The following is a 24,904-nucleotide window of genomic DNA, read 5'->3' on the forward strand; positions in this document are numbered from 1 at the left end:
TTTAAAGTAACAGAACATGGCGAAACGGCCGAGTCCGTTCGCATTGCATCAATTTTATCGCTTTTTTTTCGCGGGAAAAAACAGCTTTATTTTGAAAGCAATATATTTACCAAGCAAAGACTTTTACTAATGTCGAACAAGTTCCACCAAAATGCCCTGACCGAGTACAGCCGCTCCTACGCGCGCCGTGTTTCGGCTGATTTTTATAGTGCGCACAACGTTATTAATGGAAAGCAGATTCTTAATCTGACCCCAATTAGTCAAATAAACTTATTGGTTGTAAGTAGTTTGTTCGATAAATGGAAAGCAGATGCCGAAAAATTCCGTAGTCCTTATTTCGATTTCAGCCATCCTGAAGTTGAAGAAGCGCTGCGGCTCTTCATGAATGTTGTTTCGCAGCACATTGCGGTCCGTCGGGAACACCTGGAACCGATGCTGGCCGATGCGGTCAAAAAAACGCTGGTACTGATCTTTGATCCGCGTAACTATTTTGACGATCTGCTTCGCAGCCAGCCTGATTTCCGGCTTACCATTGACGCGGCCCGTCAGTTGACACGCTATACCCAGATCAATAAGTTTGTGCCCGCTACACTTGAGCAACGCATGAACGGCAAAGACTTTGTCTATGTCAATCAGGCCCTGATGCACCTGGATGAGGTGCTGGCGCAGCGTGGTCATGAACTCGAAAAGCCCGAAAAATACATTGCCGCGCTCTCCGAAAAAGTGCCGGTTGACCTTGCTACGCTCATCCGGAGCTACGATCCGGACAGCCCGTTGCTGGGCCAGCCATCGCGGTCATTTTTCGAGGCCGCCGAAGAAACGCACATTCCGCCTTCATCGAGTTATGAGCCGGTGGAAAAGGAGTCGGTTTCTCCGCTGCCATATAATAACGGTATTCCATTGGGGACGTCGCTTTTCCAGCCATCGTATGACAGTGAACCACTCTTAAACGGCGATAATGATCTGTCGTTCCGGCCGGTCGAACCGTCCTCGCCGGTTATGCAGCCTTCGCCGTTGTCAGAGTCAGGCTATCCTTCCGATGTTCCGGCTATCGTGAAGAATGAGTCGGCAGAGCCAACGTCGGTTGCCGAAGCGTTTCACCGGTCCCCTATCGAAAGCATTGCCAAAAGTATTTCCCTCAACCAGAAGTTCCGGTTTATCAACCAACTGTTTAATGGTCAGACAAGCGCTTACGAACAAGCCATTAATGAGCTGGATAAAGTAGGTAATTACGGCCAGGCCCTCGACCTGATTTCGTACCGCTATGCGTCCCAGTTTATGTGGGACATGAGCAGTGATGAAGTCGGTGAACTCGTTGAAATCTTAAAGCGCCGGTTTGCGTAAACACTATCCCTTATAGTCTTCACAGGCAGCACACCGGGTGTGCTGCCTTTTTTATTGTCTGCCGGTAGCTGACATCATACGTCAGTCTGAGACGCAAGATATTGCGTCTCTACTTTTTATACCTTCCGGCAGGTGACACCACCCATTCATTTACCGTCATATACCGGCTATGAAATGCCGGTTGATATACATACTGATGCTTTGGCTCTGTCTGGCCGTACCCAAGAGTCGGGCACAAACGACAGCACTACATCCTCAACGACCGGCCATCAACCTGAATGAAGCCCTGAAAGACATCTTCCCGATCCAGCCGGATGGGGTCGATTTGCAGCAGGTAGCCGATAATCTGGCGCAGCTTCAGCAAAATCCGTTAAATCTCAATACCGCCTCCCGCGATGAGCTGGTCAGCTTGTTTCTCCTCTCCGAACGACAACGGGAAAGCCTGTTACGTTACCGGGAGACGTATGGTTCGCTGCTGTCGCTCTACGAGTTACAAGCCATACCGGAGTTTGATCCCCCCACTATCCGGCGGTTGTTGCCTTTTGTGCTGGTGGCCGATCCGTTAAACAAATTGCCAACGCCCACCGATCATTATTTCCTGCTCCGTTTTGAACAGGTGCTGGAACAACAGAAAGGTTTTTCAGAAGCCGTTCCTGACAAAAACGGCAACCTCCCGAACCGATATACCGGCAATGCACAGCAATGGTTTATCAGGTACCGCTATTCCCGCCCGAATGCATTCAGTTTTGGCTTTACGGCAGAAAAAGACCCGGGTGAACGCATCAGCTGGATACCTGCCAGACGGCAATACGGGCCTGATTATGTCTCCTTCCACGTTCAGATCCGGAATCAGGGCAAACTAAAAAACCTGATTGCCGGTGATTATCAGCTCCAGCTCGGGCAAAGCCTTATCTGCTCAGCCGGATTTGTGATGGGCAAAAATTCGGAAACCATCTTAACCATTCGCCGCCCGACGCTGGGAGCCCGGGCCTACACCTCCCTGACCGAATCCGGCTTTTTCCGGGGCCTGGCCACCACCTATGCCCTGACACCTGTTATTGATCTGACGGTATTCGGCGCACGAAACCGCCGGTCGGCCAATCTGGCGGCATCCCCCGCGGGTGAATCTGTGATTACATCCTTTATTACCTCCGGGCTTAACCGCACAGAATCCGAATTAGCCGACCGCTACAGCGTAACGGAAATCAATCTGGGCGCACACATTCTTTTTCAGCTCAGCAAGCACTTTCAGCTGGGTGCAACAGGATTGAAAACCATATTTGATCATCCGGTACAAAAACGGGCACTCACCTATAACCAGTTTGAGTTTAGCGGTACGCAAAACCTCGTGCTGGGCTGCCACGGGACTTATAGCCGGCAGAACTGGAATGCTTTCGGGGAATTTGCCCGCAGCAGTGGTTCGGCTACCTATAGCGGCGGCATCGGCCTGATCGGCGGCGTTATGGCCAGTCTGAGCCGGAAAACAGACGTTGGGATCGTCTTCCGGCACTATGACCGTAATTTTCATAGCTTTTATGCCAACGGATTCAGTGAAAATTCACGGACTATCAATGAGACAGGCGTTTATCTGGGGGCTAAGTACAGCCTCTACCGGCGGCTTAAAATAGGCGGCTATCTGGATTTTTTCCGCTTCCCGTGGTGGCGCTATCTGGTCGACGGAACATCCGGGGGGGTCGATTATCTGACACAGGCAACCTACACGCCTAACCGTAAGACCACGTTCTCCGTAATTGTCCATCGCGAGCATAAACAGAAGAATCTGCCAGGCAGTAAAACAACACCCAGGGAACTTGTCGGGACCCGGACAAATCAGCTGGTTGTCCAGGCCGAGTATACCCGGAACCGGTTTTCATTCCGGTCAAGGGTGCAGGGCAGCCGGTTCCGGTATGTTGGTTTGCCGCCGTCGCAAGGCATATCGTTTGCTCAGGATGCATCCTGGCAACACAAACGGTGGCAGCTCAGCGGGCGGCTCGCGCTGTTTAATACCGACGACTACGACAGCCGGTTATACACCTATGAACAGGATGTGCTGACAGCCTTTTCCTTTCCGGCTTATTTCTACAACGGCATCCGGCACTATCTGCTGGCACAATACACCGTTAACCGGCACATGGATGTCTGGTTCCGGTGGGCCCGGACCGGCCTGACCAATCAGCCAACGGTTGGCTCAGACCTCGACCAGATTCCTCATCCGCACAAAACGGAAATTAAAGTCCAGATGCGCTGGCGGTTCTGAACAAAAAAAGGGTGGTATCTATATACACAGATACCACCCCGCTCCCCACGTTTGTTAGCCTATCTGATTCGCTGCACATCCAGCGGAATACATCCGCTGCACCCCAACTGATTACCCGGGATCACAAAAGTCGGAATATAAAACTGTCGCTGAATGGTTTCACTGTCTATTGTGTTCGATTTGGCAACGGTCGGTACCGGATAAATCCCGAAGACGCCCCACTGCAATGCAACCTCTACCGACACTTCAGTTGATGGATTGTCGGCCAACCGGGCACTTAACCGATAACGCCCCGACACAGCTCCCCCTACACCCGGTGAAACCGGCGGGTAGAACCGCTGCAGGTTATAACCTGATTCATTGGTGTAGCTCTGCGCCGTTCCCCAATCGGAGGGCGAAAACGTCCCGTCGAGGCGCTCAATTTTAATCTGCACGTTTCCATCTGCATCAACCAATACCTGCAAACCGTTAGTCGGTGCATCGTATTTATACCCCAGTTTCCGGATACCGGCTACGGTAGTAGGCGGGGTGGTAGTGGTTGTCGTGGGTGGTGTTGTCGTGGGTGGTGTTGTCGTTGAGCCCCCGCCAGACGAGGTTGTTCCTGAAGAACCCGCTGACGTATAAACCGGAAAAATGCCGTATTGCAGCACCACTTCTACGCCAACGGCCGTCGATGGCTGACCGGCAATCCGCGCACTCAGCCGGTAACGACCGGCTTCGACCCCGCCTACACCCGGTGCTACCGGCGCATAAAACCGCTGGTATCCATAACCTGATTCATTCGTGTAGCTCTGCGCCGTTCCCCAATCGGAGGGCGAAAACGTCCCGTCGAGGCGCTCTAAACGGACTTCAACGGCCGTCGAGGCATCGACCAGCAACTGAAAACCGTGTGTCGGCACATCGTATTTATAGCCGATTTTACGGATAGCTACAGTCTCTACATTATTGGGTACCGTGGTCGTAGTCGACGAAGGCGGTGTCGTGGTTGACCCACCGGTTGATCCGGTACCGGTATCTGTGGTCGGGTATAGTTTCCAGGTGCCATTAGCCGGTGAAAACACAAAGGACTGCGCCGTTGAGCTTTGGCCGGTGCGCTGTACCGTCAGCCGGTACTGCCCCGACTCTACCCCACCGACACCCACAGCAGCAGGTGCATAAAAACGGGTGTAGTTGAAACCGCCGCTATAACTGCCGCTTACCATCGGGAACCAGCCCGAAGCGCTGAAGGCTCCGTCGAGCCGTTCGAGTTTAACTTCAGTTGAGCCATCGGCCTGCACAAATACGTCAAACCCATGGGTTGGCGCGTCGTACTTATAGCTTATCTGCTGAATCTGACCCGTAGTGGTGCTTCCGCCTCCACCCGTATTGGGAGCAACGCCATTGGCAGAAAAAAGCGGGCTGACCGAACCGGTGTAAGCCGGATTGGTAGACAGTACCCGTACCTGATACTGACCTGTCTGGATATTGCCGGGTAAGTTTACTCTAAGCGGGTTGCCGGTGCCGGTACCAAGTTCCTGCACCAGACCACCGTCTTTCAGTAACTGCACGCTAAACTGGTTACCATCGCGGAAACCGATGTTGCTCCGCAGATAGGGCACTGAGATAGCCTGCCCTGCCTGCTGCTGATTCAGGGGCAGAACATAACCGGTGGTAATGACAGCAGGGGCACCGCTTACGGTACCCGGTGCCGACTGAGCAAAGAAGTTTTCGGTCAGGCATTTTTCCCATAAGTCAGTCAGCCGGATCAGGCCCTGCCCGCCGAAGTGCAGGCCATCGAAGCGGTTATCCGGACCAATCAGCGGATCGGTTTCCGGTCCTGGCCAGACCTGATCTACTTCGCGGATCAGCTTGTTCTGGCCGTTGATGATATTCTGATCGGTTGTTCCGCCGATGTACGACACGCGGGAGACCACCCACGGCAACCGGCTGAAGCCACTTTCCTGACGGCTTTTATCAATAACCGTTTTTACATTATCGAAGTATGCCTGTTCGCCACGGTAGCCGTTGTCTGATTCGCCCTGATGCCACAGTACAGCACGAACGCCGGTCCGGCGGGTGTAATGCTCCAGCACCGCCCCGATACACCGGTAGGGCATCAGGAGTTCTCCGGGCTGACCGCCGGGATTCTGACCGTTTGCCGAGATTTTCCATACTTCGCTATTGGTGCCGCCGTAGGCAGCTCCGTAAAAAAGCACCGGAACATTCAGGCGTTTTACCAGCCGGTCGCCCAGCATACCCCAGATATACAACGGATTAAACGGCCCGACAGAGCGCCCGGCATCGGCTTTACTGAAGACCAGGGGAAATCTTGATTCGGTCAGATCACCATCCGCATAGTCAACAACAGACACGCGGTCATCGGAGGCTCCGGGAGTAGGTTGCAAACCACCGGAAGCATTGGACTGGCCGGCTATGATAAATACTTCGCCAACCCCGACGCGGTCCAGCACGGCTTCCCCGATATTGGCATTCCCGGCCAACACCCGGACAAACAGCCGGTACCAACCACCACGAGCAGTCAGATTTCCCTGGAATGTACCATTTTGCGGGTTCCCGTCAATCTGAATCCAGTTTGTTGACGTTCCGCCACCACCCGGAATAATCTCAAAACGGGCCTCTACCCGTGTAGCGTTAGCGGGGCAAAGGCCCGAAATCGGGACACTGGCTTCATTCTGCAGATTGCGCTGAAACACCATGCGCGCCTGAGGTGACATAATACTTACCTGTGCCCACAACGACGATACCGCACCAAATAATAAACCAATGACGAGTAAAAACCTATTCATATAACATCCGTTATGGGTAGGAATAGGTAGGTTCTCCTCTCACGTCACTCGCCACTTTGTTTACCTATGTCCCGATTAAAAAAGGTATTGTGTATACCGGTTTGGATTATCCGGTTTTATTGGGTAAACACGATCAAAAAGTATGCCTAATTTATTACCACTTGTAGTTTAATACCAAATAATATTGACCTGCCCGGCGCAACATTATAATACCGTCCGCCAAATGCATTCAGATCATAACCAAGACTATATGCCTGGTTGAGTAGATTATCGCCGCTCAGGTAAGCATCCAGCAGTAGCCTGGTCTTCGCAATTTCCTTGCCAAGCGTTTTGCGGTACCCCAGCGTTCCGGCCAGGATGCGGGTAGGCATTGATTTTACGGCATTGGCATCGTCCAGCGCAAACGGGGTCAGAAACTGGAAATTAGCGTTCAGGTACAGCCCGAACCGCGTCTGAAAGTCAACACCGCTGACATTAGTCACCGGCGCTACGCCGGGCACTTTCTTTCCGGATACATCAACGGTCCCCTGCTTGTAATCAAGGTAACGGTACTTCGTCATCGTCAGGCTGTTATAAAGCCTGACATCGGCTATCTTAAGCGGCAGGTCATAGGCCAGATACGTTTCGATACCCCGCTGATTTGTCCGGCCGGCATTCACAAAGTACTCTGCCCCGCTGGCTGCCGAGCGCCGGACTATAGTCTCCCGCAGGTTGAACTGATAGGCCGATACATCCGCCTGAAGGCGGTTTTGCAGGAACCGTCCTTTCAGCCCGATTTCGTAACTGATGCCCCTTTCCGGATTGAGCGTTGTATTAAACGTGGCCTCCGAAGGCCGTACTTCCTGCGTGGTCGGAGCCGAATAGCCGGTGCTGATGCTGCCGAATGCCGAAAACTGATCGCTCAGCTTTTGCAGGATGGCAACGCGGGGAAGCCAGACCGGTGTAAAGTTCCGTTTCTGGTTCACAACCGGGCGGCTCGAAAAGCGGGTAAAACCGTAGCGCATATCGTTGCGGCTGATGCCCAGGGTAATAATCAGTCCGGAAGGCAGCGCAATCTCTTCCTGCACAAACAGGACCGACTGCCGGGCACGCAGCTCGTCATCGGTCTGCAAGGTATCGGGCACGCCGCGTTTATTGCCCCAGTTCCGGTCGACGGTAAAGTTCTGCTGGTATTCGCCGCCAAAGGTCAGGTTCATAGCGACCCGATCGGAGCCATGCCGCCAGCGGGTTATCGTCCGGCCACCGATTCCCTGATCGGCGCGTTTTTCGTAGTTTGAGATAAACGGGTTGGCAAAGTCAGTCAGTGATCCGTACAGGACCGTTGTATTCTGCCAGTTTTCATTGAAGCGATACTGCTGTGAAATACCCAGAAAACCGGTTTTCTGGTAGATAGCGGCCTTTTGCTCAACACTGCCCGGCAGCGTGGGGGTAGCAGGACGTGCCTGACGCGGGTCGGCTTTAAACTGCGTCGCGTTCAAGCCACCAGGCGTCTGGTAATGCAGGTCGGAATAAAACCCCAGCACCGATACCGATCGTTTCGGACTCACCTGAAACGTGCTGACCAGGCTCAGGTTATCCCGGCCCATTCCGCTGTTTACGCGGTAACCGTTGCTTTGCTGGTGGTTATAACTAACCGACATAGCCGCATTATTTTTTCCTGTCTGCGCCGTCAGGGCATATCCGAGCGCCCCGTAACTCCCTGCGAACGCGGAAGCCTCCACCGCATTTTTACCGGCGGGTACCGACAGACCGCTGAACAGGACGGTTCCGCCGGTATTGGCCCCGTACAGGCTACCCGACGGACCTTTCAGGACTTCGACACGCCCCAGCGAGCGGACATCCAGCGCATTCAGCGGCGTATTCCCTCCGGCATCGGTCAGCGGGATTTCATTCCAGTAGGTTTTTACGTTGCGGACCCCGAACGGCGACCGGATCAGACTCCCCCGGATCGACAGCCGGTAACTGCCCGGCGACCGCTCATCCATCCGCACGCCGGGCAGGGTATTCATGGCCGGGACGAGTGTCGGCAGGTTAAATCGTTGATTCAGCTCGCGGCTGGTCAGGAGGCCAACCGACGCGGCCGTTTCCATAACCGACCGGTTTGATTCGTAGCCCCGTACCGTCACCTCATTCAGCTGACGGGTCGAATCAAGAGAGGTCTGGGCAGCGAGTGATGACGCCAGCAGGCAGGTAGCCGGTAACAGCAAGCTCCGGAAGCAGGTAAAACGGACTAGGATCATGAGACAAAAATAGACGCAAACGATTAGTTTATGTATAACTCCTGAAATTGTGATCGGGATTACCCTCCGGTTGATTTATTCCGCTACTTTTCAGAAATTGCCCCCTGTAAACTATGTACCAGAACTACCCTTTACACCATGCAGGTACCATCAACTACCGTTTAACTTTATTACATCATATCAGACGTTCAGATACTTCCAGCTATCCAGACCAGTCGTTACCATTCAGTTAATTTGATTATACACCTCTACTCATCCACTATACATGCCCACGTCTACCTGTTTGCGCAAACGGTTTTTCCGTTGTGCTACTCCTTTTTTTGTTTCCGTTTTTAGCTGTCTGTTGTTCTTTGTTGGGTGCATCACGCCAGGGGTTGCCCAGCTTCGTATCACCAAAGCGAAAGACAGTACATTTTGTGCCTCGCCGGACCTGAGCGAGTTTCAGCGAAAGGAGCTTGACAAAATGGCTAAACTAGCCTTTCAGCTTAGGAAATCCACTGATAAAGCGTTTACCGGTATTCATTACGTACCGATCCGGCCGCATATTTTCCGCACGGCAGCGGGCCAGGGCGGTTTCGACCTCGGCCGGATGAACAATGCCATTGCCCTGACAAACAGCTATTACCAGAAAAATGGTGTGGGCATCCAGTTCTATCTGGCCGGTACCTCCCCGGATTATATCGACAACGATGCCATGTTTCAGGTCTTTACCGACTTCAACGAAGGTGGTGTCGACGGGCGGGATGCGACCAACGCCCTGAACATGTATTTTGTCAACGCCTTTACCACTGGTGGCCTGCAGGGGTATGCCTATTTTCCGGATAACACCCTCGGGACAACGCGTTCGTTTATTCTGGCCACGCCGACAACCGAGAACACGCTGGGGAATTTCCTGATTCCGCACGAGTTAGGCCATAATTTTAACCTGTATCATACCTTTCAGGGCAGCACCGGTTCTACACCCGAGCTTGTGACCAGAGGCGATAGTGCCAACTGTACGACTGCCGGTGATTTATTGTGCGATACGCCGGCAGATCCATATGGCCGCTCAGGCTCCAACATCAGTTATCAAAACGACTGTCTGGTTTATACCGGTACCGCTACTGATCCGAAAGGCATGACGTATTCTCCGTCGATGACCAACATCATGTCGTATTACAACTCCTGTACGCATGATTTCACGCAGGGGCAATACGACCGCATGGAAGCAGGGTTGGCCTTGCGGCTCAGCCATTCTGCCTATACGCTCGACTTTCCGCCGTCGCCGGTCGCCGCCCCGAATCAGCTGACCGCTCTCGCAGGTATGACCGGAAACGTTATCCTGAGCTGGCGGGATAACAGCACCAACGAAATGGGCTTTTTTGTCGAACGCGCCTCATCTCCGGAAGGGCCGTTTATCCAGATCGGCGGAACCGCCCCGAACGTGACCAGCTTCACCGATGCCCGAACCGGCCGTGCAGGCACCTATTACTACCGTGTCCGCCCGTCGAATACCACCCTCGGGGCCCTGAGCAACGTAGCTGTTACCACTATCAGCGCGGCCCCTGCCTGCACACTGACTCCCGGTATTGGCTGTGCGCTCGGCGATGGCCTCAACAGCATCCAGCTTAACGGGGCTACGTTGAGTGTTCAATCAGGTTGTTCGCCCAATGCGTATCAGGAGTTCCCGACCACCTCTGTTTCGGTGGTGCCCGGACAAACCTGTTCGATTACCGGGCAATTTTTGAATGGATTGTTGTTCACAGGCGTAGCGATCTGGTTCGATCTGAACCGCGACGGACAGTTCGGGAGCAACGAGCGCCTGGTCGGAACCGGCGGAACAGGAAACTTCTCAGCCAGCTTTACGATACCGGCCGGTCTGGCAGCGGGGCCACTTGCCATACGCATTGCCGGCGTGAGAGGGTATTTCCCTTCTGCCGGTTGTGATACCTACACCTACGGCGAGACCGAAGATTACACGATACAAGTCGCTCCGGCGAATGCCTGCCCAACTATAACCGGACTTAACACCACCAGTCTTACGACATCATCGGCGCAGCTGAGCTGGAATGCGACCTCAGAAGCGTTTTCGTATGAACTCCGCTGGAAAACACAGGATGCCAGCGATTGGACAATCGTATCCGGTTTATCGGCAACCCGTTTTCAGCTTACTAACCTTACAGCCGGCACCGGTTATCAGTGGCAGGTCAGGGCAGTCTGTGCCAACGGGACATCGGTGTATGCCGGTTCTGCTTTTGCAACGGTCTGCCCTGCTCCCACCTCTCTGACTACCAGCCAGATTACGGCATCATCGGCCATGCTGAGCTGGTCGTCTGCCGGCGAAGGCCGTACGTATGATCTGGCGTGGCGACCCGAGAGCAGCGGTACCTGGAATCTGGTTGACGGACTGACCACCAATACCTATTCATTGACGGGCCTGCGCGAGGGAATAGGTTATGTATGGCAGGTGCGCAGCCTGTGTACACCTACCGGAAGCCAGACGTACGTGGGTCCGGTTAGTTTTTATACACAAGGGACCTGCCGCCCCATTACAACGTATGGTTGTTCTGATAATGACGGGCTTAACAGCTTTACGTTTAATAATCAGGCAATCACCCAAAGCCAGGGCTGTTCGCCTGCCGGCTATCGCACCAATACACGAATCAATGTACCCGTTACAGCCGGACGCCCTTATTCATTCAGCGGAACGTTGCTCAGTTCATCATACTATGAAGGAATCTGCATCTGGCTGGACGTTAACCGGAACGGAATTTATGAAACCAGCGAACGTGTTTTTGCTACCCCTTCGCCGGTAACTACCTCTTTTTCCGGCAGCCTGACTATCCCGGCGTCTACAACGGCAGGGCCGCTACCAATGCGCGTCGTTGTCGCTTTTGGCACAATACCCTATGATCCGTGTGGCAACTATACTTATAGTGAAACGGAAGATTTTTTGCTGAATGTATACAGCACCAATACCGTCCAGATTACCCAACGCACGCAGCCGGTCTGTTATAATGCACCGTTGGTGGTCAGTTTTGCGACCACCATTCCATTTAGCCAGGATAATGTCTTTTCCCTGCAATTATCTGACAATAACGGCTCGTTCACCTCGCCTACCAATCTAGGTTCGGTTACGGGGACCAGTGGCGGGTCATTAACGGTTACGGTTCCGGCCAGCATACCGGCCAGTGCTGATTATCAACTGCGCGTTGTTTCGTCCAGTCCGGCGCTGACCGATACACCGGCAACACCGCTGACGATTGAATCGACGTGTAGCTGTCCGGTGCCAACGGGCTTAACGTCTGCAACCAATTCTATTGTTGGTAGCCAGTATCAGCTTACCTGGCAATGTGACGCTACGGTCAACAGTTTTCTGGTACGGTGGCGGATTCAGGGGAGTTCGGCCTGGTCATCCCCGGTATCGGTAACCGACACGCAGTATATACTTACCGGCCTGAGCGGTAATCAAACCTATGAGTGGCAGGTGCAGACAAACTGTGCGAATAACCAGTCCTCCGAATGGGCGGTTCCGGCCACATTCCGGACCCCCTACTGTGGAATGGCTACGATTTCTTCGACTCCGCTTAGCCTGACAGCCGGCCAAACCTTTCCTGTTTCGGTTTCCTTAACCGGGCAATCCCCGTGGAATTTTACAGTTTACCGCAATGGTTCTTCCTGGTGGACCTTTGTAGGGATGAGCACGTCTCCCTACACATTTACCTCGACAACGTATCAATCAGCGACCTATACCATTGGTAATGCCACGAACCGTTGCGGCGTCATGGAAACCGCAGGGAGTTTACCCGTTTCTGTTCCCTGCACAACTCCTGCCAGCCTGACCGAGTCAAACCAAACCTATGCATCGATTTACTTAGGGTGGGCCTATGTCTCCGGCAACAATTACCGGATCCAATGGCGGGAAACCGGCGCGTCCACCTGGAACGAGTCAGGCAATCACTGCTGTTCATCCTACTACCTGAACAACCTGCAAAACGGCAAAACCTATCAATGGCGGATTCGCTCCGTTTGCCCGGACGGCGCTTTATCCGAATGGTCGGCAGAACGGACATTTACCATGGTCTGCCCGGTACCATTTAATCAGTCTGAACAACTAGCCGCTGATAAAGCGACGCTTTATTGGAGTTATCTCTCTACACCTGCCGGCAATTCGCTTACCTACAATATCCGTTGGCGGGCTGTTGGTGCTACCACCTGGACGTCGCTAACGAATATATGCTGCAGCTCGTATACGCTGCAGAACCTGACGAAAGAACAAACGTATGAATGGCAGATTCAGACCATCTGCGCCGACGGCAGCACATCTGCCTTTACTGCTCCCCGTCAGTTTACAGCTACCTGTGGTGTTCCTGATGGCCTGAGCTGGGGAAGTGGTACATCAACAGGAATAACTGTTTCCTGGAATGGGCCGTCGGGAGTCAATTATAGCGTCCGCTACCGGGTTCGCGGTAGCAGTACCTGGACAGCTGTCACGGGTATTACCGGAAGTTCCTACAACCTGACCGGGTTATCAGGCAATACAACGTACGAATGGCAGGTGCAGAAAATATGCTCCGCACAGGACAGTTCACCTTTTTCGGTCACGAATAGTTTCACTACTTATTGTTCGTCGTCCTACATATACAATGTCTTAACCGCTGGTAATCGGGCCACATTGTACTGGAACACATATGGAAATGGTACACAATACCGGCTTATCTACCGGAATATCTCCTCACCAACGTCTACAACGATAAGCAGCTTAACAGGGTCTCCCTATTCGTTGACAGGACTAACAAACGGGGAGGTTTATACCGCTCAGGTACAAACGATTTGTCCCGACGGGATTACGGCATCTCTTTCTTCTCCAAGAACATTTACCATTACCTGCACTGCACCAACCTATGGCGGTACCAATAATTCATTTGGCGGTATCTATTGGGAATCATTGGGGACAAATATAACCTATACGGTACAATACAGACCCAAAGGCTCAAGTACCTGGCCTTATAGTCTCACCGTGACGTCAAATACAGCAAGCCTGACCGGGCTGACGCAACAAACCGGCTATGAATGGCAGGTACGGACACTCTGTAGCCCCGGCAGCGAATCCCCATGGTCATCGGTTTACAGCTTTACGACAGGCACCTGCCCCCCTGTGAATTCGAACAGCATGTCTCTATATAGTCTTGAGGGCGGATCGGCTGTCCTGGAATGGTACTATGGTAATACTTCCTTGTTTTACACCGTACAATGGCGCCCACTTGGAATCTCAGAATGGACAAGCTTTACGACTACCCAAAGCAAATATCAGATTATAGGGCTTTCCTCCGGGTCAACGTACGAATGGCGGGTGCAGAATAATTGTAGTGTAGACTTCACGGCCCCTTTCTCCCCAATAAATACCTTTACTACATTCTGCAATAGTAATATTTCCAGGGGAGAAACATACATAAATCCTACGCAGGCAGAAATATACTGGTATAGTCAGGTTGGCGTACAATATCAACTCCGGTGGAGACGAGTCGGGACATCCTCCTGGATAACATCGTCTGCTCCCATCTCATCCATCCACGGATATATGTTTTACACCCTGCCTTCGTTAACAACCGGCGCAGCGTACGAATGGCAAATACAGGTGATTTGTTCAGACGGAACTCTTTCAGGCTATTCATCATCACGGGTATTCACAACGCAATGCGGTACTGTCGGCTTTGTAAATCAGTTATGGACTGGTACAACTGCCATAGATCTGGTTTGGGGAGGGCCTGCACAGGGAGCACAGTACGAAATCCGGTGGCGTCCGTCGGGAACGACAACCTGGGCAGGTAATGCAACAGCGACGACTAATCACTATGTGGTGTCAAACTTACTATCAGGCACAACGTATGAATTTCAGGTCAGATTTATTTGTGATGCCGCCCCCTGGTCGTATACATTTAACATACAAACCAGCAATAGTTGTACTTTCATAAATACTGGTTTGCTTGTAAGCAAATTAACACCGGAGAGTATTACATTACGGTTGAGTTATGAATCAGACAAACCTCAGACGGTTTTTACAGAACTTTATTATAAACCTCTGAGTGAAAGCCTCTATAAACAGGCAATGATAGGTAACAATTCTGTTTTAACTTTGAACGACCTTCAACCTAATACGTTCTATACTATCAGTATCCCGGCGTCCGGTTGTCTGCCGGGATATGCGGGTAGCTCCAATATTTATATCATCACCCCGCCAGCTACCTACACCATGTACACCGTCACCTCCGGCAACTGGGATAACCCAGATACGTGGTCAGAGCGGCGGGTACCAAACAGCAGCGATGTGCTCGAAATCCGGCATAGTGTGACCGTCCCGGCCAACACAACCGGCTACGGCAAACGAATCATCTACCGGCCCGAGGGCCGGATCAGCACCGGCAGCGGGGCCCGGCTACAACTCGGCTTCTAAACCAATACCACAGGCGGCCCGTGGGGGCCGCCTGTGCTTTTCACCGGCAACCCGCCGGAATGTCGTATCTTTGCGGCATGGTTACTGAACAACAAACAACTACGCATACACTGCCGGTCATGGAAGCGTTCTACACCCTGCAGGGAGAGGGCGCACACACAGGCCGCGCGGCATACTTCATCCGTCTCGGCGGCTGCGACGTGGGTTGCCACTGGTGCGACGTAAAGGAATCGTGGGACGCCGGCCTCCATCCGCAACTGTCCATTGATACCATTCTGGACGGAGCGCTGCAATATTCTGGCCGCATGGCCGTAATCACCGGCGGCGAACCGCTCATGCACGACCTCACCGGCCTCACAAACGCCCTGCAAACGGCCGGCTTCCGGACCAATATCGAAACCTCCGGCGTCTATCCTGTAACAGGTTCGTGGGACTGGATCTGCTTTTCACCCAAAAAATTCAAGGAACCGCATCCGGGCATCTATGCACAGGCCAACGAGCTGAAAGTCATCATCTATAACAAATCAGACTTTGCCTTTGCCGAGTCGTTCGTTCCGCATTTACGGCCCGATTGCCGCCTGTTTTTGCAACCGGAATGGAGCCGGACAAACGAAATGTTGCCCCTCATCGTTGAATACGTAAAAAGTAATCCGCAATGGCAGGTTTCGTTGCAAACACACAAGTACATGGATATTCCCTGACAGCCGGGGCTGAGGGCGTAGTGCTTAGCGCAAAGAGCATAGGGCACAGGGCGTGGCGAAGCGGGCTGAGGATACTGGCCTTATGCACCATGCTCTATGCACCCTGCCCAACCCATGCGCAGGATTCGAAAGCCCGTGATCTCTATGTTCAGGGTAATAAGCTGTTCACCGAGCGGAAGCCGGAGGAGGCCATTACCTTTATGCAGGAAGCCATCAAACGGTCGCCCGAGTTTCTGGATGCACACATCAAACTGGGTCAGCTCTACGAATTCCGGAAACGGTATGAGGCGGCCCTGGCATCGTTTCAGAACGCTATCCGGCTGCAACCCGATCCGGCCGTGACAGGCGTCGCCTTCCAGTCGGTTTCGTCGCTGCTAATGCGGCAGGGGCGGTATGCCGAAGCCCTGCCCGTGCTGGAACGCTACCTGACCGCCTTTGCCCCACAATCGGCCCAGGCTTCTCGGATTCAGCGCCTGATCGCAACCGCAAAATTCGGGCAGGAAGCCATGCAGAACCCGCAGTCGGTTACGCCAAGGCCGGTATCCCCTACCCTGCAAACAACGCTTTCCCAATATTTCCCGGTACTGACCGCCGACGAACAAACGCTGGTGTTCACGGCGCTCAAAGCCGAAGGCGACGAAGATTTGCAGGTATCCACCTTTACCGGTGAAACCTGGAATGCGCCTGTTTCGATCTCGCAGGCCATCAATACGCCCGACAACGAAGGGACGGCCAGTTTATCGGCCGATGGGCGGATGCTGGTCTACACGGCCTGTCAGAACCGCGCCGGCCTTGGCGGCTGTGATCTGTATGTCAGCCGCAAAACCGGCAGCGAGTGGTCGGCACCGCAGAATTTAGGTCCGGTTGTCAACAGTCGTTTTTATGAGTCACAGCCATCGCTTTCAGCCGATGGCCGTCGCCTGTATTTTGTGTCGGACCGTCCGGGCGGGCTTGGCAAACGTGATGTCTGGCGCACCGACCTCGATCCGGATGGCAACTGGCAGACGCCCGTCAACCTCGGTGCTCCGGTAAATACGCCGTTCAACGAAGCGTCTCCGTTTATCCATGCCAACGGCCGCAGCTTGTTTTTCGCTTCGGACGGACACGTTGGCATGGGTGGGTATGACCTGTTTGTGTCGGATAACCCGACCGGAACCGATGCACCGAAAAGCTGGTCGCAGCCGGTGAACCTGGGCTATCCCATCAACAATGCTGATGATCAGGCATCGCTGTTTGTAACGGCCAATGGCACCCGCGCCTATTATTCGTATGAGGAGCAGAAAGAAGGGGTTTCGCAGAAATCACGCCTGTATATGTTCGACCTTCCGGAGTCCCTGCGCGAACGGGTGAAACCGGTCAGTTATCTGAAAGGCACCATCGTGGATGCACGGACAAAAAAACCGCTGCCCGCCACCATTGAGCTCATTGACCTGGCAACCAAACAGGTGATTAACCGCATTACGGCCGATGCCCAAACGGGTCAGTACACATCGGTGCTGCCGAGCGGCGGCGAATATGCCCTGTATGTCAGCGTACCCGGTTACCTCTTTAAAAGTCTTTCGTTTGATTTCACCCGGAAAACCAAAGGCGACGGTCTGACGCTTAGCGTACCGCTCGAACCGATTAGCACCGGGAAAGATGCGGCCAGGGAAACGCTGAACAACATCTTCTTTGAGTCGGGCCGTTATGATCTGGCCGACAAATCCCGCACGGAGCTTAGCCGGCTGGTGGATTTCCTGAAAACCAATCCGACCGTTAAGATCGAAATTGCCGGCCACACCGACGATCAGGGTGAGGCTGCTACCAACCTGAACCTGTCAAAAAAACGGGCACAGGCCGTAGTTGATTATCTGGCCAAAGCTGGTATCGAAGCAGGACGTATCCAGGCAACCGGCTATGGCGAAACCAAACCTTTAGTGCCGAATACAACCGAAGAAAACCGCCGTCTCAATCGCCGGATTGAATGGCATGTGCTATAATTCAGGCGTCTTCCCCCGTCCGGAAAAAGTTTTCCGGACGGGGGAAGACGCTTTTTATTACAATTCATTGATTTGTACAAATTCACCTTTTTACTGTCCATCACTCCACCAAACAGCTTGGTTTCTCAATGAAATTTTTTCAACTTTGCATACGTTGTCGGAGTACATCACTGTAAATAAGTGAACAAATAGTTTATCAAATGGCAGACAACTTACCTACCATGACTCCAGAACACGTTAAGTGCCTTATTATTGGTTCAGGTCCGGCCGGTTATACAGCAGCAATTTATGCCGCACGCGCAAACCTGAGTCCCATCCTGTATCAGGGTCCGCAACCGGGCGGCCAACTGACGATTACAAACGATGTTGAAAACTTCCCGGGTTATCCCGACGGTATTCAGGGCCCTGTTATGATGCAGGACTTTGAAGCCCAGGCGCGTCGTTTCGGCACGGATGTACGCTATGGTTTAGTGACTAAAGTTGATTTTTCAGAGCGGCCGTTCCGCGCTATCGTCGACGATCAGCATGAGATTACGGCCGATACCGTTATTATTTCGACCGGTGCTTCGGCGAAATGGCTGGGCCTGCCGTCAGAAATGCGGCTCAATGGTCGCGGCGTTTCGGCGTGTGCGGTCTGCGATGGTTTCTTCTTCCGTGGTCAGGATGTTGTGATTGTCGGTGCCGGTGATACCGCCGCTGAAGAAGCCCACTACCTGTCGAACATGTGCCGTAATGTACACATGCTGGTTCGTCGGGGCGAGATGCGTGCGTCGAAATTCATGCAGCAACGGGTAATGGCAAAGCCAAACATTCATATTCACTGGAATACCGAAACAGTTGAGGTACTGGGTGATGAGGAAGTAAGCGGTGTTCGGGTACGGAACATCGTTACGAACGAAGAGTCAGACATTACGGCTACCGGCTTCTTTGTTGCCATCGGGCACAAGCCCAATACAGAAATTTTCCAGGACTACCTGACGCTCGACGAGAACGGGTATATTATTACAGAAAAAGGCAGTACACGGACCAATATTCCGGGTGTATTTGCCTGTGGTGACGCGCAGGACCATGTTTACCGTCAGGCCATTACGGCAGCCGGTACGGGTTGTATGGCGGCGCTGGATGCTGAGCGGTATCTGGTGACGCTTGAGTTTCAGGAGCAGCTTGTACATTAACCCCAAACTCCGTTTACAGGTGGCTGTTTCCCTGACTGATTTGTCTGCCAGCCCCGACAGCCCCCTGTAAACCCATCTGAAAAGGATGAGAAAACTAATTCTATTATGCCTTCTGGCCGCTGGTGGTTGCTGCGTTACCGCCAACGTGCAGGCCCAGGAACGCGGCTTGTTTAAAAAAACGCCCAACATTAAACCCAAAAACAACCCGAATTTCCCGGCAGCCCAAACACCGGCAAAACCCGTTGAAGTATTTGAGCAGGAAACAACCAACTTACGTTTCAATAACCAATTCGAGCCAAAGAAAGAGGTCAATCCCGTTGTTGCAGAAGACACCAGCATGATCGACCAGGGCGAAATTGAAGTTGTCGAAGTAGTTGATTCTGTTCAGGTAGGTGACGAATGGGTTAAAATTGCCGAATACTACCAGGTCTGGGATTCGAACATCATCAACCCATATGGCCTTGACCCGCTGGAGTTCGACGAAACCATCGATATCAAGTTATATGACCCGCCCGCGAACCACTTCTGGTCGGCCCCGTTGCAGGAGGGTAAGCTAACCTCTAACTTCGGTTACCGGTGGGGCCGCTGGCACACAGGCGCCGACCTGGACCTCGAAACCGGCGATCCGGTTTATTCAGCCTTTGATGGCATTGTCCGTGTCGTTGGCTGGAACGGCAATGGTTATGGCCGTTTTGTGGTTGTCCGGCATTATAATGGTCTGGAAACGTTATATGGTCACTTGTCCAAACAGCTGGTTGAACAAGGTCAGCTGGTAAAGGCAGGCGATCAGATTGGTCTGGGTGGAAATACAGGCCGTAGTTACGGGGCTCACCTGCATTTCGAAACCCGCTACGAAGGTAATCCGTTCAGTCCGCTTAACGTTTTCCGTTTTCCGGAAAATCAGGTTGTAGGCGAGCATTTTCTGCTGACCAGCAGCGCATGGGATTACCTGCGCGGCGGCCGGTCAGGCAGTAGCGGCACTCCTACCCGCTTTAAACGTACGGTACTTCACCGCGTTCGCCCGGGCGAAACCTTATCGTCGATTGCCGGTCGTTACGGCCTTTCGGTGTCGACCCTTGCCCGCAAAAATCATTTATCCTCACGGTCGCGTTTGCGGCCGGGCCAGAAACTCCGGGTCAATTAACTACCGGCACTCTCAGAAAAAGCCCTGTCTACACTAACCGTAGGCAGGGCTTTTTTCACTCATCCTCGCTCCGGATATGCAGCAGTCGTTTAATCCAGCTGCGTTTTTCGGTTTCTTCTTCTTCCGCTTTTTCATCTATTGTCAATTCTTTTTCGGCCAGTTTACGCAAATCAGGCTGGCCCGCATCAACCCAACAGGTATACCAGAAATCGCCCACCATTTTGACCGACGCCCGCATCTGCCGCTCTACCTGTCCTTTCAGGCGTTCATGGTACTGCCGCGAAAAATCCGCACTATACACTTTGACCGATGCCCCGTTACGATCTTCAAAACCAAACTTCTTCCGGTCTCCTGCCTGCCGGGTGACCTCATCCTCATAACAGAGTACAGAATCCAGGGCTGCGTGTGCGTTAAACACCGCCCGCCAGGCGGCTTTCTGAGGCGAGTAAACGTATGAAGCCGGCCCGACCCAGAAATCATATTCAGCACTGAACAGCTCCGGCAAACGGCTTTCCCAGAAGCCATGAATGCCATGCTGCCCGGTCAGCTGCCCGTTGTAGTTGCGGGTCGTATGCAGCGGCACATTGGCATCTGCAATGTAATGCCCTAAATCAGCGGCCAGGCGCAGGATTTTCCGTATATTCTTCTGTTGAAACGCTTCGGTCAGCTGGTACTTCGCCAGCTGAATATGCCACGGCACAATCCCATGCATTGCCAGTGTGTCTTCTCCGAAACGGTCAGCGGCCGTTTTGTAATACCGGGGCAAGGCATCCGCCGATGTATCCGGATACATATCCAGATCAATGAAATGCCGCGGTGCCTCGCCGACAACCGCATACCGGCGTTTATCCGGATTGACAGCATTGTCGGTCAGAAAGCCGATATGCTTTTTAAAAAACGGCATCATTTCCGGCGGAAGCGTAAATACCGCCAACCGGTTTATTTGTTGATGTGCGTAAAATCCCCAAATAATCTGCGGCTTTTTCAGTGGTTCAGCACGGGCCACTGAAAAAAAATTTTGTACGGATGCATACAACCAAATAAAAAACAGATACCTTTGAACCAACATAGTACTTTACGAAGATAAAATTAGACTATCAAAATAAAGTACTGTGACAAACAGAACAATATTTTGAAAAACATAAAAAATACCAAAACAATGAAACGCGAAACCAAAGGCTACGCACTCGTTTTAGTACTTTTCAGCGTATTAGCATTATTAATCTACGGTGCATACTCTCCTGCAAGAAAAGCCCAAAAACAGCAGATTTTTTGCATAAAGTTCAAAAACGGGATTGAAAATCGGGCAATTGAACACCATATGCATGACTTTGCCGGTTTAAAGCATGAAATTAAGGAGATTGTAAACTACTCTGCCGGACGCACTATTCTGACGGGAAAGGCCTCTGAAGGTTACGATGTCATGCATTATCTGACATTCCAGAGCGAGGAGGACATGAAAAAATTTGAAAAAAGTGCGGCCTACAAAGAGTTCGTTCAGGATAACCAGGAGAACTGGGAGAAGGTCCTTGTTGTAAACGCAGAAATTCAACCTTAATAAGGAGTTGGGATTGATTCAGGATGTTTATCCGTTCGCTCCGCACAGGGTAATTGATGAATATCCTGAATAGAATCAGCAGCTTGCCAAAGAATTTCTTGCGAATAGTTGGCAATTCCATCAGGAAAAAGTAATTTTGCAGACCTTTTCGCGAAATCAGGAAATTCGTTATAATACACAATGGCAAATCATAAATCGGCAAAGAAAGCGATCCGGTCAAGTGCCAAGAAACGGTTGTTGAACCGTTACCAGCACAAAACAACCCGGAATCTGGTAAAAAAACTGCGTGAAACACACGACCATGCAATGGCAGTTGAACTGTTCAAAACGGTAGCTTCAGCACTGGACAAACTGGCAAAACGCAACGTCATTCACAAAAACAAGGCAGCTAATAACAAATCGAAATTGGCTCGCTACGTAAACAAACTGGCTACGGCTTAATCTGATCAGCGTTTACGCTTTTCACATTCATATAAAACCGGTCATTGGTATCTCAATGACCGGTTTTTTTGTGCCCTTCCGGCAAGGTATCCGTCAAAACCAGACGAACTGACAACATACCTGCAATGCCTTACGAAAACCCCGGAAGTATTAAAAGCTGGGCCGAAGAAGACCGCCCGCGTGAAAAACTGATGTATAAAGGCAAAGCTGCCTTATCTGAAGCCGAACTTATTGCCATTTTAATCGGGTCCGGGACAGCCGAGCTGTCTGCGGTTGATGTTTCGCGCATCATCATGCAGAGTGTCAGTAACAATCTGAATGAGCTGGCACGGCTGAGCATAAAAGACCTGTCCCGATTCAAAGGGATTGGCGAGGCCAAAGCCATTACCATTATTGCCGCACTCGAACTCGGCCGGCGACGGAAAGAGCAGGACCGGTTACAACGCCGCCGGATTACCTGCTCGCGTGATGCTTATGAAGAGCTGGTGCCCCATCTGCTTGATAAACCCCACGAAGAATTCTGGATATTACTCCTGAACAGGGCTAACGAAGTACTACGGCCTGTTCAGGTTTCGGCAGGCGGCGTATCGGGTACCGTAGCAGACCCAAAGATGATTTTTAAATTCGCCCTCGAACATCTGGCCAGCGGTATGATTCTAAGCCACAATCACCCGTCCGGGAACCGGATGCCTTCTCAGGCCGATAAAGAGCTGACCCGCAAGCTACGCGAAGCCGGAAAACTACTCGATATTCCGGTGCTCGATCATTTGATTTTCACCGACAAAGCCTATTTCAGCTTTGCCGATGAAGGAATTTTATAGCCCCTACAAAAAGTCAAACGGTGCCGGACTAAAACTGATCAGAAAAACAATCAGTGCCAGCCAGCCCAGCACCTTGCGCTTTGTGTCCAGTGGCTCCTGTAATTCGGTTTCGGGGTGATATACGCCAATAAATCGCCCCAATAAAAACCCGAACGCCAGAAACCCGGAATAGCCCCGAACGGCAGGAAACAGCCATGTAACGCCAAACTGCACTAATACCATACTTAAGGCAAGTACCCAGGTCATTCCTCGGTCTTCAGTCAGGCGGTAAAAGCAGATGTAAAGAAACAAAATGTAAATGCCCAGATTCATGAGCTCTTTGTAAAACGCTTCGTCGCTCGCGGTCGAAAACGTGTCAACCGTATACAAGCCCAGACCAGCATAAAACATGAACAGGACGTATAAAACCGGCGCTATCAGGCGGTGTCGTTTTGAGCCGATCAGCGCATATAAAACATGCCCCCCATCCAGCTGCCCGATCGGCAACAGGTTCAGCGACGTAAAAAACAACGACAAATAACCCGCCAGCAAATACGGATAATGTACCATTTCGTACGGGTGCGGTAACCGAGACGGATCGGCTACATATGTCTTGAAAAACCAGAAAATCAGGTTGTCGCCCAGTTTCATGGCTGTTCCTTCGGGCAGATTCAGATAGGCATACTCCCCATAGCGGAGTCCGAATTTCTTATACTCCGGATGGATTTTGAAAATATAATCGATCGGCGGCAAATGCGTAAAACCATACCAGATCAGCACAATCGCCACCACAAACCCGGCCAGCGGCCCGGCAATGCCAATATCGAAATACTTTCTGCGGCTGTTGATATAGTCCTGAATGCGGATAAACGCCCCGAACGTACCGATGCTGTTGATGTAAAACATACCCAGCCAGAACGGCAGATAAAACGGCAGCGTCACCCTGACTCTATTGGCTTTTGCGGTAAAATAATGCCCGAACTCATGTACCGTCAGTACAGTCAGAAACGGAATGGAAAACTGAAAGCCGGTCCGTATTTCATCCAGGGTTAGTGAGGGAAATCCTTTAGGCATGTCCGGAAAACGGCCGTATATCCATTCGGCACCGGCTAAGGTGGTGGTGAGGAGAGTTACTAAAAATAATCCGCCGTGTATGAGTACTTTTTTTACGTTGGGATTCATGAGTCAAAATACCGGAAAAAGACGATGAGTACATAACGCCTGCACCAGAGGTCATATGCGCTATTACTCCACAAAAATGCAGCACACCAGATGCCGGCTACGCCAGATAATCCAGAATCGTCAATGGCTTCTGTACGTGTGTAGCATGTATACCAACCGACAAGGCACCCTGAATGTTGGCATAGTTATCATCCAGAAATGCCGTTTCATCGGCCTCAAGACCGGCTTCCTGCAACACATAGGTATAAATCTCAGGTGCCGGTTTGGCCAGACGAACCTCATACGAGTAAAATACCCGCTCAAACAAATCGTCCAGAACCGGAAGGTCCAGATCAGTAAGGATCTGATTTACCCGCTGGATATGAATCGGGCTGGTGTTACTCAGCAAAAACAGGCGGTATTTGCCCTGCAGCTGCTGAATGCGTTTTACCCGCTCAACCGGCAGATCCAGCAAAATCGTATTCCAGGCGGTATCAATTACTTCATCCGCCCAGTCATCCGATGCGACTCCGCGCTGTTTCAGCAAATCCCTGACATGCTGCCGGAACGCCTGGTCGTCGATCAGGCCTGTTTCGTAGGCCATTATCTGATTGTGTTCCTGCCAGAGCGTAGTCACTTCCTCTTCAGAGAGGTTAGCCAACATGGCAAAATTGCGGATGGGAGCGCTCAGATCAATCGGAATGATAACATCGCCAAGGTCAAAAATGATATTCCGGAGGTTAGGCTGCGTCAGTATTGAAGACATTGTCTAAAGATGTTGAGAATCGCCCCTAAGGTAAGGTAAAGTTTAGTTTTTCGGTATGATTACCGATTAAATCGCCGTGCTCTAAATGAACAGTGGCACAACAAGCGGGGTTAACCACT

15 protein-coding genes are annotated in these 24,904 nt (G+C 51.9%); 10 read left to right on the forward strand and 5 right to left on the reverse strand.

Annotated elements, in window-relative coordinates:
• The first annotated feature begins 129 nt into the window (after positions 1-129).
• Positions 130-1,344 carry a DUF8457 domain-containing protein gene (locus tag BLX24_RS07365; RefSeq protein ID WP_071502784.1) on the forward strand — a complete coding sequence of 405 codons (1,215 nt, stop codon included), beginning with the start codon at positions 130-132 and terminating at the stop codon, positions 1,342-1,344.
• 196 nt (positions 1,345-1,540) lie between these two features.
• Positions 1,541-3,601, forward strand: coding sequence for a ComEA family DNA-binding protein (locus BLX24_RS07370; protein ID WP_083421875.1), 2,061 nt, complete (start codon positions 1,541-1,543; stop codon positions 3,599-3,601).
• 59 nt (positions 3,602-3,660) lie between these two features.
• On the opposite strand, the gene BLX24_RS07375 is transcribed toward BLX24_RS07370, so the two are convergent.
• Together BLX24_RS07375 and BLX24_RS07380 are read right to left on the reverse strand one after the other, a co-directional pair.
• A complete protein-coding gene (locus tag BLX24_RS07375) occupies positions 3,661-6,387 on the reverse strand; it encodes a sialate O-acetylesterase (RefSeq protein WP_071502474.1) in 2,727 nt (908 codons plus the stop codon).
• A gap of 146 nt (positions 6,388-6,533) precedes the next feature.
• Positions 6,534-8,627: a TonB-dependent receptor gene (locus BLX24_RS07380; RefSeq protein ID WP_071502475.1), complete on the reverse strand. Its 2,094-nt coding sequence runs from the start codon at positions 8,625-8,627 to the stop codon at positions 6,534-6,536.
• 265 nt (positions 8,628-8,892) lie between these two features.
• Here BLX24_RS07380 and BLX24_RS07385 point away from each other — a divergent pair, with 265 nt between their 5' ends.
• The 5 genes from BLX24_RS07385 (at position 8,893) to BLX24_RS07405 (ending at position 20,059) form a co-directional block, all read left to right on the forward strand.
• Complete coding sequence (locus BLX24_RS07385) at positions 8,893-15,060, forward strand: fibronectin type III domain-containing protein (protein ID WP_083421848.1); 6,168 nt, start codon at positions 8,893-8,895, stop codon at positions 15,058-15,060.
• 77 nt (positions 15,061-15,137) lie between these two features.
• A complete protein-coding gene (locus tag BLX24_RS07390; protein ID WP_071502477.1) occupies positions 15,138-15,761 on the forward strand; it encodes a 7-carboxy-7-deazaguanine synthase QueE in 624 nt (207 codons plus the stop codon).
• An 89-nt stretch (positions 15,762-15,850) separates the two neighbouring features.
• Positions 15,851-17,740 (forward strand): OmpA family protein, encoded by a 1,890-nt coding sequence (locus BLX24_RS07395; protein WP_229201731.1) that lies wholly within the window; start codon positions 15,851-15,853, stop codon positions 17,738-17,740.
• A gap of 221 nt (positions 17,741-17,961) precedes the next feature.
• Positions 17,962-18,915, forward strand: a complete 954-nt coding sequence (gene trxB, locus BLX24_RS07400) for a thioredoxin-disulfide reductase (RefSeq protein ID WP_071502479.1) — start codon at positions 17,962-17,964, stop codon at positions 18,913-18,915.
• 85 nt (positions 18,916-19,000) lie between these two features.
• Positions 19,001-20,059, forward strand: a complete 1,059-nt coding sequence (locus tag BLX24_RS07405; RefSeq protein WP_071502480.1) for a peptidoglycan DD-metalloendopeptidase family protein — start codon at positions 19,001-19,003, stop codon at positions 20,057-20,059.
• Between the two features lie 55 nt (positions 20,060-20,114).
• Here BLX24_RS07405 and BLX24_RS07410 read toward each other — a convergent pair whose 3' ends face one another.
• Positions 20,115-21,128: a zinc dependent phospholipase C family protein gene (locus BLX24_RS07410; RefSeq protein WP_071502481.1), complete on the reverse strand. Its 1,014-nt coding sequence runs from the start codon at positions 21,126-21,128 to the stop codon at positions 20,115-20,117.
• 90 nt (positions 21,129-21,218) lie between these two features.
• Between BLX24_RS07410 and BLX24_RS07415 the strand changes: the two genes are divergently transcribed.
• From BLX24_RS07415 to radC, 3 genes are all read left to right on the forward strand, one after another.
• Positions 21,219-21,617 (forward strand): Dabb family protein, encoded by a 399-nt coding sequence (locus BLX24_RS07415; protein WP_071502785.1) that lies wholly within the window; start codon positions 21,219-21,221, stop codon positions 21,615-21,617.
• Between the two features lie 180 nt (positions 21,618-21,797).
• Positions 21,798-22,058 carry a 30S ribosomal protein S20 gene (gene rpsT, locus BLX24_RS07420; RefSeq protein ID WP_071502482.1) on the forward strand — a complete coding sequence of 87 codons (261 nt, stop codon included), beginning with the start codon at positions 21,798-21,800 and terminating at the stop codon, positions 22,056-22,058.
• Positions 22,059-22,183: 125 nt separating this feature from the next.
• Positions 22,184-22,879, forward strand: a complete 696-nt coding sequence (gene radC / locus BLX24_RS07425) for a RadC family protein (protein ID WP_071502483.1) — start codon at positions 22,184-22,186, stop codon at positions 22,877-22,879.
• Between the two features lie 3 nt (positions 22,880-22,882).
• Here radC and BLX24_RS07430 read toward each other — a convergent pair whose 3' ends face one another.
• The gene (locus tag BLX24_RS07430) at positions 22,883-24,040 is read right to left on the reverse strand and encodes a site-2 protease family protein (protein WP_071502484.1); all 1,158 of its coding nucleotides are present in this window, start codon (positions 24,038-24,040) and stop codon (positions 22,883-22,885) included.
• 97 nt (positions 24,041-24,137) lie between these two features.
• Complete coding sequence (locus BLX24_RS07435; protein WP_071502485.1) at positions 24,138-24,785, reverse strand: HAD family hydrolase; 648 nt, start codon at positions 24,783-24,785, stop codon at positions 24,138-24,140.
• Positions 24,786-24,904: the final 119 nt, after the last annotated feature.

The sequence above is a fragment of the Arsenicibacter rosenii genome (assembly GCF_001870735.1).
Taxonomy (GTDB): domain Bacteria; phylum Bacteroidota; class Bacteroidia; order Cytophagales; family Spirosomataceae; genus Arsenicibacter; species Arsenicibacter rosenii.

Bases quoted from the DNA above. Each gene is read 5' to 3' on its own strand.
- BLX24_RS07365 (WP_071502784.1), top strand. From the start codon at position 130: ATGTCGAACAAGTTCCACCAAAATGCCCTGACCGAGTACAGCCGCTCC.
- BLX24_RS07370 (WP_083421875.1), top strand. From the start codon at position 1,541: ATGCTTTGGCTCTGTCTGGCCGTACCCAAGAGTCGGGCACAAACGACA.
- BLX24_RS07375 (WP_071502474.1), bottom strand. From the start codon at position 6,387: ATGAATAGGTTTTTACTCGTCATTGGTTTATTATTTGGTGCGGTATCG.
- BLX24_RS07380 (WP_071502475.1), bottom strand. From the start codon at position 8,627: ATGATCCTAGTCCGTTTTACCTGCTTCCGGAGCTTGCTGTTACCGGCT.
- BLX24_RS07385 (WP_083421848.1), top strand. From the start codon at position 8,893: ATGCCCACGTCTACCTGTTTGCGCAAACGGTTTTTCCGTTGTGCTACT.
- BLX24_RS07390 (WP_071502477.1), top strand. From the start codon at position 15,138: ATGGTTACTGAACAACAAACAACTACGCATACACTGCCGGTCATGGAA.
- BLX24_RS07395 (WP_229201731.1), top strand. From the start codon at position 15,851: ATGCTCTATGCACCCTGCCCAACCCATGCGCAGGATTCGAAAGCCCGT.
- trxB (WP_071502479.1), top strand. From the start codon at position 17,962: ATGACTCCAGAACACGTTAAGTGCCTTATTATTGGTTCAGGTCCGGCC.
- BLX24_RS07405 (WP_071502480.1), top strand. From the start codon at position 19,001: ATGAGAAAACTAATTCTATTATGCCTTCTGGCCGCTGGTGGTTGCTGC.
- BLX24_RS07410 (WP_071502481.1), bottom strand. From the start codon at position 21,128: ATGTTGGTTCAAAGGTATCTGTTTTTTATTTGGTTGTATGCATCCGTA.
- BLX24_RS07415 (WP_071502785.1), top strand. From the start codon at position 21,219: ATGAAACGCGAAACCAAAGGCTACGCACTCGTTTTAGTACTTTTCAGC.
- rpsT (WP_071502482.1), top strand. From the start codon at position 21,798: ATGGCAAATCATAAATCGGCAAAGAAAGCGATCCGGTCAAGTGCCAAG.
- radC (WP_071502483.1), top strand. From the start codon at position 22,184: ATGCCTTACGAAAACCCCGGAAGTATTAAAAGCTGGGCCGAAGAAGAC.
- BLX24_RS07430 (WP_071502484.1), bottom strand. From the start codon at position 24,040: ATGAATCCCAACGTAAAAAAAGTACTCATACACGGCGGATTATTTTTA.
- BLX24_RS07435 (WP_071502485.1), bottom strand. From the start codon at position 24,785: ATGTCTTCAATACTGACGCAGCCTAACCTCCGGAATATCATTTTTGAC.